The organism is Ruegeria sp. CF8, from assembly GCF_056537285.1.
Window position 1 is genome coordinate 578,023 of record NZ_JBQFRG010000002.1, and the last position, 15,678, is coordinate 593,700.

General features: G+C 57.5%; 14 protein-coding genes. 6 read left to right on the top strand and 8 right to left on the bottom strand.

The window, feature by feature from the left end:
- Positions 1–290: 290 nt before the first annotated feature.
- From bhcA to bhcD, 4 genes are all read left to right on the top strand, one after another.
- Positions 291–1,481 (top strand): L-aspartate--glyoxylate aminotransferase BhcA, encoded by a 1,191-nt coding sequence (gene bhcA / locus ACR0EV_RS07185; protein WP_480799436.1) that lies wholly within the window; start codon positions 291–293, stop codon positions 1,479–1,481.
- Between the two features lie 10 nt (positions 1,482–1,491).
- Positions 1,492–2,466, top strand: a complete 975-nt coding sequence (gene bhcB, locus ACR0EV_RS07190) for a beta-hydroxyaspartate dehydratase BhcB (protein ID WP_480799437.1) — start codon at positions 1,492–1,494, stop codon at positions 2,464–2,466.
- 10 nt (positions 2,467–2,476) lie between these two features.
- Positions 2,477–3,640: a 3-hydroxy-D-aspartate aldolase BhcC gene (gene bhcC, locus ACR0EV_RS07195; protein ID WP_480799438.1), complete on the top strand. Its 1,164-nt coding sequence runs from the start codon at positions 2,477–2,479 to the stop codon at positions 3,638–3,640.
- 80 nt (positions 3,641–3,720) lie between these two features.
- On the top strand, positions 3,721–4,710 hold the full coding sequence (gene bhcD / locus ACR0EV_RS07200; RefSeq protein ID WP_480799469.1) for an iminosuccinate reductase BhcD: 990 nt from the start codon (positions 3,721–3,723) through the stop codon (positions 4,708–4,710).
- 112 nt (positions 4,711–4,822) lie between these two features.
- On the opposite strand, the gene ACR0EV_RS07205 is transcribed toward bhcD, so the two are convergent.
- The 8 genes from ACR0EV_RS07205 to ACR0EV_RS07240 form a co-directional block, all read right to left on the bottom strand.
- The gene (locus ACR0EV_RS07205; protein WP_480799470.1) at positions 4,823–5,935 is read right to left on the bottom strand and encodes a mandelate racemase/muconate lactonizing enzyme family protein; all 1,113 of its coding nucleotides are present in this window, start codon (positions 5,933–5,935) and stop codon (positions 4,823–4,825) included.
- 210 nt (positions 5,936–6,145) lie between these two features.
- Positions 6,146–6,829 (bottom strand): GntR family transcriptional regulator, encoded by a 684-nt coding sequence (locus ACR0EV_RS07210; protein WP_480799471.1) that lies wholly within the window; start codon positions 6,827–6,829, stop codon positions 6,146–6,148.
- Positions 6,830–6,957: 128 nt separating this feature from the next.
- Positions 6,958–7,983, bottom strand: coding sequence for a trans-3-hydroxy-L-proline dehydratase (locus tag ACR0EV_RS07215; protein WP_480799472.1), 1,026 nt, complete (start codon positions 7,981–7,983; stop codon positions 6,958–6,960).
- A gap of 78 nt (positions 7,984–8,061) precedes the next feature.
- A complete protein-coding gene (locus tag ACR0EV_RS07220; protein WP_480799473.1) occupies positions 8,062–9,312 on the bottom strand; it encodes an NAD(P)/FAD-dependent oxidoreductase in 1,251 nt (416 codons plus the stop codon).
- A 67-nt stretch (positions 9,313–9,379) separates the two neighbouring features.
- Positions 9,380–10,312 carry a 4-hydroxyproline epimerase gene (locus ACR0EV_RS07225; protein ID WP_480799474.1) on the bottom strand — a complete coding sequence of 311 codons (933 nt, stop codon included), beginning with the start codon at positions 10,310–10,312 and terminating at the stop codon, positions 9,380–9,382.
- Positions 10,303–11,262, bottom strand: coding sequence for a dihydrodipicolinate synthase family protein (locus ACR0EV_RS07230; protein WP_480799475.1), 960 nt, complete (start codon positions 11,260–11,262; stop codon positions 10,303–10,305). Before ACR0EV_RS07230 ends, ACR0EV_RS07225 begins: the two co-directional genes overlap by 10 nt.
- Before the next feature lie 360 nt (positions 11,263–11,622).
- Positions 11,623–12,156 (bottom strand): 2'-5' RNA ligase family protein, encoded by a 534-nt coding sequence (locus ACR0EV_RS07235; protein WP_480799476.1) that lies wholly within the window; start codon positions 12,154–12,156, stop codon positions 11,623–11,625.
- A 2-nt stretch (positions 12,157–12,158) separates the two neighbouring features.
- Positions 12,159–13,172, bottom strand: coding sequence for a LacI family DNA-binding transcriptional regulator (locus tag ACR0EV_RS07240; protein ID WP_480799477.1), 1,014 nt, complete (start codon positions 13,170–13,172; stop codon positions 12,159–12,161).
- Between the two features lie 143 nt (positions 13,173–13,315).
- Here ACR0EV_RS07240 and ACR0EV_RS07245 point away from each other — a divergent pair, with 143 nt between their 5' ends.
- Positions 13,316–14,488 carry an ABC transporter ATP-binding protein gene (locus ACR0EV_RS07245; RefSeq protein ID WP_480799478.1) on the top strand — a complete coding sequence of 391 codons (1,173 nt, stop codon included), beginning with the start codon at positions 13,316–13,318 and terminating at the stop codon, positions 14,486–14,488.
- 17 nt (positions 14,489–14,505) lie between these two features.
- Positions 14,506–15,648 carry an extracellular solute-binding protein gene (locus ACR0EV_RS07250; protein WP_480799479.1) on the top strand — a complete coding sequence of 381 codons (1,143 nt, stop codon included), beginning with the start codon at positions 14,506–14,508 and terminating at the stop codon, positions 15,646–15,648.
- Positions 15,649–15,678 lie beyond the last annotated feature (30 nt).

Sequence of the window (15,678 nt, forward strand, 5' to 3'; positions counted from 1 at the left end):
CGAGGGATTGCAGTGTTCCGGCGGAGCTTTCCTTGAAGATTGATTTGGGCCTTCCGCGTGGCTTTTTGTGATTCTCCATGGGGGATTTTCCTGTGTTGTCTGTGGGTCAGTTTTAGGCTTTGGCACAGTGTTTTTCAAATTGGTTATCGTTTTCCCTGATAATGAAAAACCTTCCAGGCCATGTATTTCAATGCGTTAGGTTATTTTTTCATATAATGGAAAACATTTTCGAGAAAATTGCAATGTCCGAAGATTGGTAAGATAATTTTGCCAAATTGGAGGAGCTTATCATGTCCAACCAGAACCCGGTCTTTATTCCCGGCCCGACGAACATTCCTGATCGTTTGCGTCTGGCGATGCAGGTTCAGACGCAGGATCATCGCGCACCGGATTTTGTTGAGACGTTTGCACCGGTGCTGGAGGACACTAGGCGCGTGTTTGGCACAAGCGCGGGCCAGATCATCACCTTCCCGGCCAGCGGGACGGGCGGATGGGAGGCGTCGATCACCAACACGCTCAGCCCCGGCGACGCGGTTCTGGTGGCGCGCTATGGCATGTTCAGTCATCGCTGGATCGACCTGTGTCAGCGTCACGGGCTGGATGTTCGGATCATCGAATGCGCGTGGGGCAGCGGTGCCCCGGCGGAGAAGTTTGCCGAAGCTCTGGCGGCTGACAAGGGCCATGAGATCAAGGCGGTTCTGGTCACCCATAATGAGACAGCCACCGGCGTACGTTCGGATATTGCAGCGGTGCGTGGGGCGATGGATGCCAGTGCCCACCCGGCGATGCTGTTTGTGGATTGCGTCAGCTCGCTGGCCTCGATGCCTTTCGCGTTTGACGACTGGGGCGTTGATATTGCGGTCTCGGGCTCGCAGAAAGGCTTCATGCTGGCGACCGGCATGGCGATCCTGTGCGTCAGCCCCAAGGCGCTGGCAGCGATGGAGACGGCCCAACTGCCGCGCACCTTCTTTGACTTCCGCGACATGATGAACGCCAACGCATCGGGCGGCTTTCCCTATACCCCTCCGCTGCAGCTGATCTATGGCATGGGTGAGAGCCTGAAGATGCTGTTCGAGGAAGGCTTGGACAATGTCTATGCCCGCCACTTCCGTCTCGCCGAAGGCGTGCGCAAGGCCACCTCGGCCTGGGGGTTGGAGCTGGTGGCGCAGTCGCCGGATCTCTACTCGGACACCGTCAGCGCGATCTATGTACCCGACGGCTTCGACAGCAATGCCCTGACGGATCACGCCTTCAACGCCTATGGCGTCAGCTTTGGCATTGGTCTGGGCGAGATGAACGGCAAGGCCTTCCGCATCGGCCATCTGGGCAGCCTGACGGACGTGATGGTTCTGTCCGGTCTGGCCACGATCGAAATGGCCATGGCCGATTTGGACTATCCGATCGAGCTGGGCAGCGGTGTGGCCGCAGCGCAGGAATACTTCCGCGCGGGCCGTGCCACACCCATGCAATCTGCAGCGTAAGGAGGCCCTGATGTTGGATGCAATGACCACAGCCGATTGCCTGACCATCGCCGATATGCGCGAGGCGCATGAGCGGATCAAACCCCATATCAACCGCACCCCCGTGTTGCGGTCGGAGTATCTGGACGATCTGACCGGCGCGCAGCTGTTCTTCAAGTGCGAGAACTTCCAGGAGGCCGGGGCCTTCAAGGTGCGCGGGGCCTGCAATGCAGTCTTTGGCCTGAATGACGAAGCTGCCGAACGCGGCGTCTGCACACATTCTTCCGGCAACCATGCGCTCAGCCTGTCTTATGCCGCCGGTCGGCGCGGTATCCCGTGCAACGTTGTGATGCCGCGCACGGCACCGCAGGCCAAGAAGGACGCGGTGCGCCGCTATGGCGGGATCATCACCGAATGCGAGCCCTCGACCACCTCGCGCGAGGCGGTGTTTGCCGAGGTGCAGGCGCGCACGGGCGGTGAGTTCGTGCACCCCTATAACGACCCCCGCGTGATTGCGGGTCAGGCGACCTGTTCGGCGGAGCTGCTGGAACAGACCGACGGGCTGGATGCCGTGGTTGCGCCCATCGGTGGCGGCGGCATGATCTCGGGCACCTGCCTGACCCTGTCGAACCTGGCGCCCGAGGTGCAGATCTACGCCTCGGAACCGGAACAGGCCGACGATGCCTATCGCAGCTTCAAGGCCGGTCACATCATCGCTGATGACGCGCCGGTCACCATCGCCGACGGGTTGAAAGTGCCGCTGAAGGAGAACACCTGGCACTTTGTGTCGAACTTCGTCAGCGACATCCACACCGCCAGCGAGGACGAGATCATCGCTGCGATGAAGATCACCTGGAAATACCTGCGCATCGTGATAGAGCCCAGCTGCGCCGTGCCGCTGGCCACCATTCTGAAGCACCCCGAGGCCTTCAAAGGCAAACGCGTCGGCGTGATCATCACCGGCGGCAATGTGGATCTGGACAAACTGCCCTGGACCCGGGGCTGAGGAGGACATCATGAACAAGCCCGTAAACATCGAGCAACTCGAAGTCGGTTACGACATTCCCGCCGCCATCGGCATGGACGCATCCGAGATCCAGACCCCGGCTCTGGTGCTGGATCTGGACGCGCTGGAACGCAACATCAAAAAGATGGGCGATTACGCCAAGGCCCACGGCATGCGCCACCGGGTGCATGGCAAGATGCACAAATCCGTCGACGTGGCGCAGCTGCAGGTCGAGCTGGGCGGCGCCTGTGGCATTTGCTGCCAGAAAGTGTCCGAGGCCGAGGTCTTTGCCCGTGGCGGTATCAAGGATGTGCTTGTGTCCAATCAGGTACGCGACCCGGCCAAGATCGACCGTCTGGCGCGGATGCCCAAGCTGGGCGCGCGCACAATCTGCTGTGTTGACGATATCGACAATGTGGGTGATCTGTCCGATGCCGCGCAGCGCCACGGCACCCAGATCGAATGCCTGGTCGAGATCGACTGCGGCGCGGGTCGCTGCGGCGTGACCACCACAGCGGACGTCATCGCCATCGCCAAAGCGATCGACGCGGCCCCGGGTCTCAAGTTTGCCGGTATCCAGGCCTATCAGGGCGCGATGCAGCACATGGATCTTTACGAAGACCGCAAAGCCAAGATCGACATCGCCGTGGCGCAGGTGAAAGACGCCGTGGACGGGCTGAAGGCCCAAGGGCTGGACTGTGACATCGTCGGCGGTGGCGGCACCGGGTCTTATTACTTCGAGAGCACCTCGGGCGTGTATAACGAACTGCAATGCGGCTCTTACGCCTTCATGGATGCCGATTATGGCCGCATCCTTGATGAGAACGGCAACCGCATCGACCGGGGGGAATGGGAGAACGCCTTCTTCATCCTCACCAGCGTCATGAGCCATGCCAAGGCAGACAAGGCCATCGTGGACGCAGGCCTCAAGGCCCAATCCGTGGACAGCGGCCTGCCGGTGATCTTCGGACGCACGGATGTGGAATATGTCAAATGCTCGGACGAGCACGGCGTGGTCGCCGACCCCGACGGCGTTCTCAAGGTCAATGACAAGCTGCATCTGGTGCCCGGTCACTGTGACCCGACCGCCAATGTGCATGATTGGTATGTGGGTGTTCGAAACGGCAAAGTTGAAGCGCTTTGGCCGGTCTCCGCGCGCGGCAAGGCTTACTAGCCGCCGCACATGCGTCCCGGGCGGCAGTTATCCCTTCCCCTGCCGCCCGGACCTGCACCCCAAAGCTCAAGGAAAAGGTCATGAAAGATATGACAGACAAACCCCTGCTGATCGTTGGAGAAGACCTCTGCCAGCAACTGGTCGGACGCCGCGAGGCCTTCGATGCGGTACAGGACGTCTTTGCCGCCATGGCGCGTGGCGACGCCTATAACTTCCCGGTCATTCGTGAGGCCATCGGCTATGCCGACGCGCTTTATGGCTTCAAATCCGGCTTTGACCGCGCCGGTCAGGTGCTGGGTGTAAAATCCGGCGGCTACTGGCCCGGCAACATGGACAAGGGGCTGACCAATCACCAATCCACCGTCTTCCTGTTCGATCCAGATACCGGGCGGCTCTCGGCGCTGGTGGGCGGCAATTACCTGACCGCCGTACGCACTGCGGCCTCATCTGCCGTGTCCATCGCCCATCTGGCCCGCAACGATGCCAAGGTGCTGGGCATGGTCGGCGCAGGCCACCAATCCGCCTTCCAGCTGCGCGCCGCCGCCGAGCAGCGCGATTTTGAGAAGGTCGTCGCCTGGAACCCCCACCCCGAGATGCTGCCCCGTCTGGGCGCGGTCGCAACCGAGTTGGGTCTGGAGTTCGAGGCCGTCAGCCAAGAAGAACTCGGCGCGCAGGCGGATGTCATCATCACCATCACCTCAGCCTTCGAGCCGCTGCTGATGAAAGACTGGATCAAACCCGGCACCCACCTGGCCTGCATGGGCACAGACACCAAAGGCAAGCAAGAGGTCGACGCCGCGCTGGTCGCAGCCGCCACTGTCTTCACCGACGAGGTCGCACAGTCCACCTCCATCGGCGAGGCCCAACACGCCATCGCCAATGGCACCCTGACCGAGGACCAAATCAACCCCATCGGCGCCGTCATCAACAGCGATCACACCGGTCGCACCTCCGCCGAAGAAATCACCCTCTTCGACGGTACAGGCGTCGGCCTACAAGACCTCGCCGTCGCTCAAGTCGCCGCAAAACTCGCTCAAGAAAGCGGGCGGGCAGATCGGGTTGCTCTCTGAAAACCTGCGCGAAAGAGTGAACTGATACTTACTTGGAGTGGTTCGTTCCGGGCCATGCCACGGCAAAAGCGACAGCGTCCGGCCCGGGCGCTTTCGCGCGCAAAAATCTATGTCAGGCACTGGAAGAAAACGGCTCGCCCAAAGTATCAGGGTCGACCTCAACCCCAAGACCTGCTCCATTCGGCACGTGCAGCAATCCGTCAGTGCTGGGCGGCATACCGGTCGCGTTTTGAACTGTCACCCAATTCATGAAATCCACTGTGTGCGCTGCAAGCCGCACCGGGAGCCTGGCCATCATCTGAGCTGTGGCAGCCGTGTTGATGGTGCTTCCCCCGGTATCTTCAATGGTCACCTTCAACCCAAGCTGCACGGCCACATCGCTGAGCAAACGGGTCGGGCCAACCCCGCCGATCCGGGCCATTTTAAGCGTCACCCCCGACACCATCCCGTCGGCATGAGCCGTCAGCATTGCTTCGAGACCCGTGATGCTTTCATCCAAAATAAACGGGTGAGGGCAAGATTGCGCAACACGCCGATTTTCGGCCATCAACATACAAGGTTGTTCAAGCCAAAAGTCCAGATCGCCCACACCCCGTAAAAAGCGAAGCGCATCTTCAACCAGCCATCCGCCATTGGCATCCGCATAGAGCGAAATGTTAGAAGGAACAGCACTTCGGACCGCGCGCAAACGCTCGATATCCTCCAGCGGGTCCTGTCCAACTTTGACCTGTAGACGCCGGTAGCCTAGTTTCAGATAGGCCTGCGCGCTCTGCGCCATCTCCTCAGGGGTGGCCTGACTGATCGAGCGATAAAGTGTAACGGATCGAGTGGCACCCCCACCTAAAAAGGAACAAAGCGGCATTCCTGCCCGGCGCGCCGCCAAATCCCAAGCGGCCATGTCAATTGCTGATTTCACCCCGGGCTGGCCTAGCATGGCCGCGTTCAACACCTCGGCCAACTGTGCTGGCGCATCTGAAGGTAGACCAATCACTTCCGGTAGTAACCGTGCTGTTCCTTCCGCCATTTCCTCGGGAAAAGCCTCAGCATAAAATGCCCCGAGAGGCGCCGCCTCTCCCCAGCCGATGGTGCCATCAGCTGCTTCAAGCGCGACGATCACCGCGTGGAAGCCATGTTCGGTCTGCCCGCGGCACACATATTTTCCTGCGGCAAAGGGTTGGTATTGCCGCCAGGCTCGGGCCGAAACAATAGGAACAGGTTGGATCATGTGAAAGCCTTCAACCGGCGAAGCGAGCCAATCGGGACATCATCCAGGTTCAGCGCTGCGTTCTCATTTGCCTCTGTCAAACCTTCAACTTTCTTATTCAATTCTCCGGGCGGTATGTGCATCGTCAAACGGTTATCAGGCCAAACCAAGTTGTTCTGAACATGTGCCACCGCCCAAACACGAAAAGAAGGATCCCGACCCGACAATTTGTCAAGTCGCCTCTTCAGCCGCGCGTTTCGCGGCGATCATGCCCAGAAGCTGCTCTTTGGTGCGCCGGATATGACTGGCCAAAAGGTCGCAAGCCTCTTCAACTTTACGCTCTCGCGCCAACCGCAAAAGGTCGCGATGGTCTTTCTTTGCCGGTTCGCGCTGCTTCATCACACTCAGATGCATTCGCACATACCGATCCGATTGCAGGCTGATGCGATCCAGCAACTCGTTGGTCAGCTTCCGTTGCGAAGCGGCGTAAAGCGCTGAATGATATCTGTAGTTCAAGACACCCCACTTCCCCACATCGTTTTCGTCGTAGGATCTCTCCATCTGGCTCAGAATCTCTTCGCAGCGTGCAAAGTCAGCGGATGTCATGTTTGGGATAGAGTGGTGAAACAGGTCCACTTCGATCAGGATACGCAAATCGAAAATCTCACCAATTTCTCTAAGGGAATGCTTGGTGACAGAGCCGCCACGGTTGTTGGCCCATTGCACAAGACCCTCGGCGTTCAGGCGTTTGAGCGCTTCACGGACCGGCATTCGGGAAACATCATATTCTTCAGCCAGAGCCTCTTGCCGAATGGTTTCGCCCTCGGCCAGTTCACCGCTCAGAATACGTTCCCGCAGATCATTTGCGATGACCTCCGGCAAGCTCTGCTTGGTGATTGCTCGTTTTCCTGCCATTTCAAGTCTAGCCCTGCAGCATTTTAGTTAGGGGTACCGAGTTTTCGCTATTTCTCAAAGCCGAACCAATAACTTCGCACCGGCTGAATGCGTCCACCAGTCCGAGCGCGGGGTATGGATATACGCGGTCAAACACCCCAGGTATCCGACAGACGATAGCCTCCGGGCCAAGGGTCGTCAGGGTCAAGCATGTGCTGGTGAATACCAGTGATCCATCCTCGGCCACTGATCTCGGGTATGATTGCCGCGCGACCGCCCACCTGCGCCACGTCAACGATCCGACCCGTAAAGCTTGACCCGATGATTGAGGCAGCTTCAAACGTCTGGCCCGTCACCATCAACCCTCTTGCAGCCATCAACGCCATGCGCGCGGATACTGCAGTTCCTGTTGGCGAACGGTCGACCTTACCCGGTTGGATTGCGACTGCGGACTTACCGGTCAACCCTGTTTCGGTCGCAGTCAACGGACCACAGAAGGCACAGAACGAGATATGATCCCACTCGGGATTATCAGGATGCGAGAACCCAAGCTGCTCGTTCGCCGCATTGGTGATCTTCACGCCCAGTCGGGCAATATCGCGGGCTTCATGTTCGACAATTTCGAAGCCCAGCGCCTTGGCATCAACCACCACAAAACTGTCGCCGCCATAGGCCGTATCCACAGTGATCGTGCCCAACCCCGGCACCTCAAGAGGGACCGACAGCTTGTCGGCGAAACTGGGCAGGTTCTGCACAAAAATACGCCGCGCCTTGCCATTGCGGCATTCCGCACGGACCCGAACCAGCCCGCCCGGTGCCTCTAGCACCATGTGGGTTTCGGGTTCCTGCATCGGAATGATCCCGCCATCCAGCAGCACGGTCGAGACACAGATCGAATTTGACCCTGACATTGGTGGTGTGTCTTCCGGCTCCATTATGATCCAGGCTGCGTCGGCCTCAGGGTGTTTCGGTGGCACCAGCAGATTGACATGGCGGAACACACCGCCGCGTGGTTCGTTCAGGACAAAGTTCCGCAAAGTCTGGTCTTGCGCGATGTAATTGCGCTGCGCCCAAACCGTGTCGCCGGGTGGAGGGGCGACACCTCCAACGATGACATCGCCCACCTCGCCTTCAGCATGCGCCGAAATCACGTGTATCGTCTTGCTGCTACGCATTTGGGTCCTCAATTATGTTGCGCGACAGGCGCTTGTCGCTGCGAATGCCGAAGTGATTTTCATCGCGCATCCTCTGGCTCAAAACCGTGTGGATGCGTAAGGCGTCAAGTCAAGCACAGGTTTCGCTCCCGTAGCCAGATCAGCGACAAGCTCTGCGGTGCCTGCGGATTGGGTAAGGCCCAGATGGCCGTGTCCAAAGGCATACAGAACCTGAGGCGCACGGGCAGAGCGGTCAATGACTGGCAGGCTGTCTGGCAGCGATGGGCGGAAACCCATCCACTGCGTTCCACCTTCAAGATTTAAGGCAGGCAGGAACCGCCCGGCTTTGGCCAGCAGTGTATCGGCACGCTTGAAATTGGGGGCCAGCTTCAACCCACCCAGTTCAACCGCGCCTCCAACGCGGACACCATCGTTGATCCGCGTCACCACGAACCCGTGCCCGCCAAAGGTCAGGTGCGTGCGCAGATCAAAAGCGCCTGCTGGCAGAGTGGTGTTGTACCCGCGCTCGGTCTCGAGCGGAATATGGTCACCTAAAGTTGCAGCCAATTGGTGCGACCATGCCCCGGCAGCTACAATCACCTGACTGGCCGAAATGTCGCCAATTGTTGTTCCAAGATTCACTCCCGCATCGGACCGGGCCAACGCCACAACACCCGCGCGTTCAACACGACCTCCGCGCGCGGTGAATTGCGCGGCCAGATGGCTGGTCCAGCGGGCCGGATCAACCGTGTTCATCCAAGTCGGTGTAAAGCCCGCATGGGTAAATCGGCGATCCAGACCGGGCTGAACCTCGGCGATCTGTTCCGGGCTGTCCAACAGATCGAAGGGAATTCCATGGTCCCTGCGCAAATCCCAGGTGGGCAGACTGGCACGAAACTCAGCTTCGCTTTCGAACAGCTGCAACTGGCCCTCACGCCGTATCAGTGCCTCGCCATCCACCTCTTTGATTTGACGTTCCAGCGCCGCGCGGCAATGGGCCATCAGAACGGCCTGCGCGGACAGCGACGCCGCATAGCGATCACGCCAACTGGACCGCCAGAACCGCAGCATCCAAGGCGTGATGTTCAACGCATATGCGGGTGGGATCGATAAAGGGCCCAACGGATCAAGCAGCCAACCCGGCGCTTTGCGCATGATCCCGGGCGTGGCAAGCGGCACAATGTCGGTAAAGGCAAACGCACCGGCATTGCCTTTCGACGCCCCTGCCCCAATGCCTTCACGGTCAAGAACCAGAACCTGCTTGCCACGCTTTTGCAACTCTAACGCCGCGCTGATACCCACGACACCAGCGCCGATCACAACGATTTCTGTTGGGTTGCTTTGCTGCATCGCTGGAAAATCTCAATCAGTAGTTCAAGCTCAGTGGCCGGTTACGCGGCGCCACCTGACATCTAAGTCAAAGGAAGATCCCTTCGCGAAAAGGATCGTTTTGCGCAAAAGTCAATTTGCCTTCCCCCATGATATACGCCCGGCCAGTCAACGTTGGGATCACGCCCCCCGTAGGCCCGGGTTGAAAGCTCAGGCGATACGGGCTGCCGATCACACTTTCCTGAGTGATTTCTTCGCCGGGGGCCAGCACTCCATCCGCAGCCAAACACGCTAGTCGCGCCGAACTGCCCGTGCCGCAAGGGGACCTGTCATATTGATCATCTGGGCACAGCACAAAATTGCGGCTGTGAATGCCCTTGTTAGGGGACAAGCCCTGCAGGATCACATGGTCCACCGGTTGTCCGTTTTCACCGCATACGTTCTGAGAGATACAAGCTTCGCGGATGGCAATGGATAAGTCAGTCAAAGCGCGAATGTTACCCGGTTCCACAGCAATTGGGCTGGGGTCGACAATAAAAAACCAGTTACCGCCATACGCCAAGTCACCTTTCACCTGACCATGGCCTGCGACCTCAATGGCAACCGACGTTTTTACCCGGCGGCTTTCGATATTGGTGACACGCACAGTATTCGCGTCCAGCAGATCGACCGAGATCTGACCGGCAGGCGTTTCGATCTTGTGCGTACCCGGAGCGATCCGGCCCAGATGCGCTAGCGTCACCGCCAGACCAATCGTGCCATGCCCGCACATTCCCAGAACCGCATCGGTATCGAAATAGATCACGCCAGTTTCGCAACTCGGGTCTTCTGGAGGAACAAGAAGCGCGGCCACCATGCCGGGCTGCCCGCGTGGTTCAAGCAAAACAGACTTGTAAAATGCTTCATGTTCGGTGGCCAGACGACGGGCCCTTTCGGCCAATGAGCCAGAACCAAGATCGGGTGCCCCGTCCAAGATCACCCGCGTGGGCATCCCGCCCGTGTGGCTGTCGATCACATGCATTCAGCTATCACTCCGCCCTGTCTCGACCAGTCGGCAAACCACCCACAGAACAGGGCATATTGCTGTTCGCAATACTTGCGTTGCGAATCCGTCAATTCGTCGGTCTCAACAAAATGCAGTCGGTATTCCTTTTCACCGTTCAGAACCAACAGATGCTTGTAATACAGCACCAGATCGGTGCCTTCGTCAAAGCTTGCCAACACACCAAAGGCTTCCTCCAGCTCACGCGCGCGCAAGCGCGCTTCGGCATGACCGGTCGCAGCCTTTTGGCACAGGGCAGCCAACAGCAACGCCTCTTTAGGCAGCGCCGTACCAATCCCGGTGATCGCGCCGGTTGCCCCACAGTTGACAAAGCCATGATAAACTTCGGTATCCACGCCCACCATCAGCGTAACCTGATCGTCTTGTGAGGTGATATGCTCTGCCGCATATCGCAGATCGTCCTTGCCGCCGAATTCCTTGAACCCCACTAGGTTTGGGTGCTCGGCCCGCAGGGCAAAGAACAACTCGGCCCGGGTTGCGAAGCCATAGACCGGGCTGTTGTAAATGATGGCAGGAACGTCGGGTGCGGCGGACAGGATTGCTTTGAAATGGTTGCGCTGTGCTGCGACCGAGGATCCGCGGGACAAAACGCGTGGGATAACCATAAGCCCTGCTGCGCCCACCTTTTGCGCATGCGCCGCCAGTGCGACCGCGGATTTCGAGTTGATTGCACCCGTACCGACGACAACAGGCAAACCTGCTGAAACCAAACGCTCGACACCTTCCATCCGTTCAGCATCCGACAGCAGCGGCCAGTCGCCCATTGAGCCACAATACACAACGCAAGACATACCGGCCGCGATCATTTCCTTGCCCTTTTTGACCAGGGCATCGAAATCGGGTGTCCGATCGTCTTTGCAGGGGGTCATTAGGGCGGGCATGATGCCGGTAAAGACATTCTTGGACATGAAGGTATCCTTCCTCAATGCGTCAGGGGCCAAAGTGCTTTGGGCGCGTTGGCCGAAACTTTACAGGTCGCCCGGGGCGTTCTCCGGACGTTTCAGTGGCTCAAACGAACCGCGATGCGTGACACTTGCGAACCTGACCGCCAGTAACGAAACAGGTGCCAATGCCGCAATATTCACCGATTTCTCACGAACGTTGGCTACTATGAATCACCTAGTAACGTTTCAATATGGGATTTTGGATCCAAAATCCAGAAATGATTGATCCACCTTTTTGAACGTCTTCACAATGACCAGCGAGCCATGTGCCGCAAGGTGTAACCTACGCAAAGCATGTGACCAAGCTACCCGGGTCTTAAAGCCCTAAACGGAGGCAAAATCAAAAGACTGGAGAATGTGCCACTCTTCGACAGGCACGTTTTGACTCGACCTTACCAAACATAAGCGCCGGAAACTGATCTGCATTCCAATCATGTCTTCATAAACATGGGCTTCTGCTGATTTGATTTCTGGGGCAATCGGACCGTAAGCCACACTTACATGAGGCAAAAAGTCCCTTGGACGCTGGGATGCCGGCAAGGCACTGGACAACTTTTCCTGCTCGCGCTCCAATTCCGGCGTAGGTGCAAGATCCAGATAAAGCGACTTGTAAAACACGTTTTCGGCACCAATTCCGGTCACGGTCAGGTTGCAGCTGGAAAGACCCGCTGAAATTTCGCCCAGAATCGCCTTCAGTTCTGCCTCTTCCCCCGCGATGTCACCCTCCAGAGTTACATGTGGGACAAATGATGGCGTGTCGTTTGCATCAGCAAAACGCTTGATCCTTTTACTCAACTCAGTCAGCAGAGGCTCTTCTGGCAGCATCCAGATTGAAAAACATGCAACATTTGCCTTCATATTCAATGCGTTCCTCGAGAAATAAATTCTGGTTCGATGAGAATGGTTTCGCTGGGCTTTTCAGGTTGATCCAAGCGTTCGGTGAGCAACCGCAAAATCTGCGCAACGGTCTGATCCATATCGTTTCTGATGGTCGACAATTGAAAACTGGGCCACTGCGCAATCGCGATGTCATCAAATCCGACAACGGACAGGTCAGAAGGAATGGACATGCCAAACTGTTGCCGGGCCGCAGCAATCGCACCCAATGCCATAGCGTCATTTGCACAGAACAACCCGTCCAGCTTGACCTCACTGTTCAATATTTCAATCAGGGACTCGTATCCGCCCTCATAACTGAAGTCTGAGTGCTTCGTGACGGCGGGTTCCAGACCAGCCTTGGCAAGAGCATTCTCAAAGCCTGCCTTCCGTTCCTGATCGGACGACAAATGCGCCAATCCGCCTAGATAGCCCAACCGGGTTTTACCTTGGGCGATCAGCCGCGCCACCGCCAGTTCCGCCCCGCGCGCGTTGTCGCAACAGACACAATCCACTCCTTCGGCATCCATCACACGACCAGACACGATCAGGGGAATGTTCAACTTGGCGCAATGGATCGCAACTGATTCGTCCACACTACCCCCTCGCAGAATCAGGGCATCCAGCGGATACGCCAGCACTTCGAGAACTTCGGCTTCGGATGTTTCGGCAGAGCCTCCCAGTACAACGGGCCACTTGCCCATTGCATGTAATCCCCGCATCAGCTTTGCCAGAATTTCGCTGTCGTAGTGATTGACAAGATCACCTGTAACAATTGCGACAAGGTTAGATCGACCCCTGCTTTGCAACCCCGCCGCAAGCGCATTGGGACGGTATCCAAGCTGTTCAGAAACCTGAAGAATTTTCTTCTTCTTATCCTCATCCAAAGGCGATCCCGGCGTGAATGCACGCGATACTGCTGACCGCGAAACGCCTGCGGCCTCGGCGACCTGTTTTGCCGTTACACGGCGAGGTTTGATTTCTTTACCAGTATTCATGTGTCAGTCGGGGCTCATCTCGAAGGACCGGAACTTCTTTTCCGAATATCTGAAATTTAGGGTTGCGTCATAAAGGTGTCATTTCTTACCGTTACATGAACACGTGTTCACTACGTTTGTAGCAGAATTATGAAAGATGCAAAATGAACCTTGCTCCGGTCGACTACGAATCTTCTTCTTCCACGCTTGGGGCCGAGATCAAGCTGCGCAACCTTCGGGTGGGATACGCCGAGCAGGATGTGCTTTCCAATATCGACCTTGACGTAAAGGCCGGCGAATTCATTGCCCTGCTCGGGGCATCGGGCTGTGGCAAGACAACGTTGCTGCGGGCCCTTGCTGGTTTTGTTCCAGTGCGCGGCGGGTCGATTTCTGTCGATGGGCAGGATATGAGCCACACCACCCCCGAGAACCGCGGCATGGCGATGATGTTCCAATCCTACGCGCTGTGGCCGCACATGAATGTGGCGCAAAACATCGGATACGGGCTGAGGCTTCGCAAGAAAAGCAAAGATCAGGTTGCATCGCGCGTACAGGAAATGGCCGCGCTTGTCGGGTTGGGTGATCTGATCCATCGCAAGATCGGCGCTTTGTCGGGTGGTCAGCGGCAACGTGTGGCGCTTGCCCGTGCTTTGGCCATAGACCCACCGGTTTTGCTGCTGGATGAACCGTTGTCCAACCTTGATGCGGGTATCCGCGCAAATATGCGCCACGAAATCCGGAGCCTGCAACAGCGACTTGGCCTGACAACAGTTCTGGTCACCCACGACCGTGAAGAAGCCATGTCGATGGCAGACCGGGTTGTGATTCTGAACCAAGGTCGGATCGCGCAGGTCGGCACCCCGGAAGATGTCTTTCACACACCCGCCAATCCCTATGTCGCCCGGTTCATGGGTGCGGGAAATACATTGCATGGTGTCGCTGAAATTGGCGCTTCATCCATAGATCTGACATTGGATGGCAAAACCCATCGCCTTCCGGAACCTAGTCAGGATCGTTCTGGCGTCCATTTCCCCGAATGCCAAAGCGGCCCGGTTGAAATTCTGTTTCACAGCGATGCTGCCCAATTGGGTAGCGCGCCTGATAATTCTTTGTCGCTGCCCGGAACGGTCCTTCAGCATTCCTATCTGGGATCGGTCTATCGCCATGAAATACAGGTCGGCGAAGCCCGGATCATGGCGGACAATCCCCACAAAATGCCCATCGGCGCGGTTGTCGATGTAAGCGTACCGGCCACGGCCTTAAGTCTGTTTCCTGCAAAGTCCCAGACAGCCGTGACCGGACATGAGGCGGCGACCCCGGCCGCACAACACCTCTGAGACCCTGGAGAAACACCATGACTTCCAAAATTGCAAATCTTTTTGCCTCAGCGGCCATAGTGGTCGCTGTCACAGGCACGGCGCAGGCCGAAAACGTGCTCAACGTGGCCTCTGGCGGCAGTCAGAACATGGTTGACTACGTAACCGATTATCTTGGCCCGCTGTTCGAGGAACAGAACCCGGGCTGGGAAGTAAACGTTGTCGGCACTGGTCCAGGCAACGCAGGCAGCCAGGCAATTCTAGAAAAAATCAAGGCACAGGCCGGAAACGAAGCTTGGGATACAGATGTCGTTGTCATGACCCAGCTGAAATCTGGTGAGATGGTGACAGAAGGTCTCTTACAGAAATACGTAGGTGACATCGATACCGGTCAGCTTGCCACGCGTGACACGTCCAAGACCGCTCTGGGCACCGATGTCGAGGGCTATGTTATGCCCATGTTCCACAGCCAGACTGCAATCGCCTACAACCCCGATCTGGTTCAAAACCCGCCTGCAAGCTTTGACGAACTGAAAACCTGGACAGCAGAAAACAAAGGGGCGTTCGGCTATAACGGCATCAAGAACGGAATGTCGGGCGTCGCATTCACCGCAGCGTGGATGTATGCCTATGCTGGCAACACCGATCAGTTGATGAACGGCCCCTATGATCCAGAGTTAAAAAACAGCTGGGACCAGGCCCTGAACGACCTCAAAGCTTTCAACGAAAACGTCACATTTACGCCTGGCAACGCGGGCACTCTGGATATGATGAACCGGGGTGAGATCGTTATGGGTCCGGTTTGGGTTGACATGTTCTACACTTGGCAAGCCGACGGCCGCCTGAATCCGAACCTCAAACTGCTGCTGCCCGAGCCGGGCATGCCGGGTCAACCCTATTACTATGCGATCCCGGCCAAGGCGGAAAACGCTGAAGCGGCGCGCAAGTTTATCGCTCTGGCCACCAGCCCCGAAGTTCAGGCAGAAGGCATCGTCAAGCGCTTTAACTGGTACCCGGGTATCGACGCTCAGCATGTTGAAGGTGCGTTGGATCAGGAAACCTGGAACAAGCTGTTCACCGATGTGACGCCGGAAGATCTGGCTGCCAAAGGCAAACCCTTCCCGCTGGGTCCGTTTTTTGACGATATCCGCGAAGCCTACGAGCAAAAGGTTTCCAACTAACTCCCTCTCATGGAAACCAATGTGCGGGCC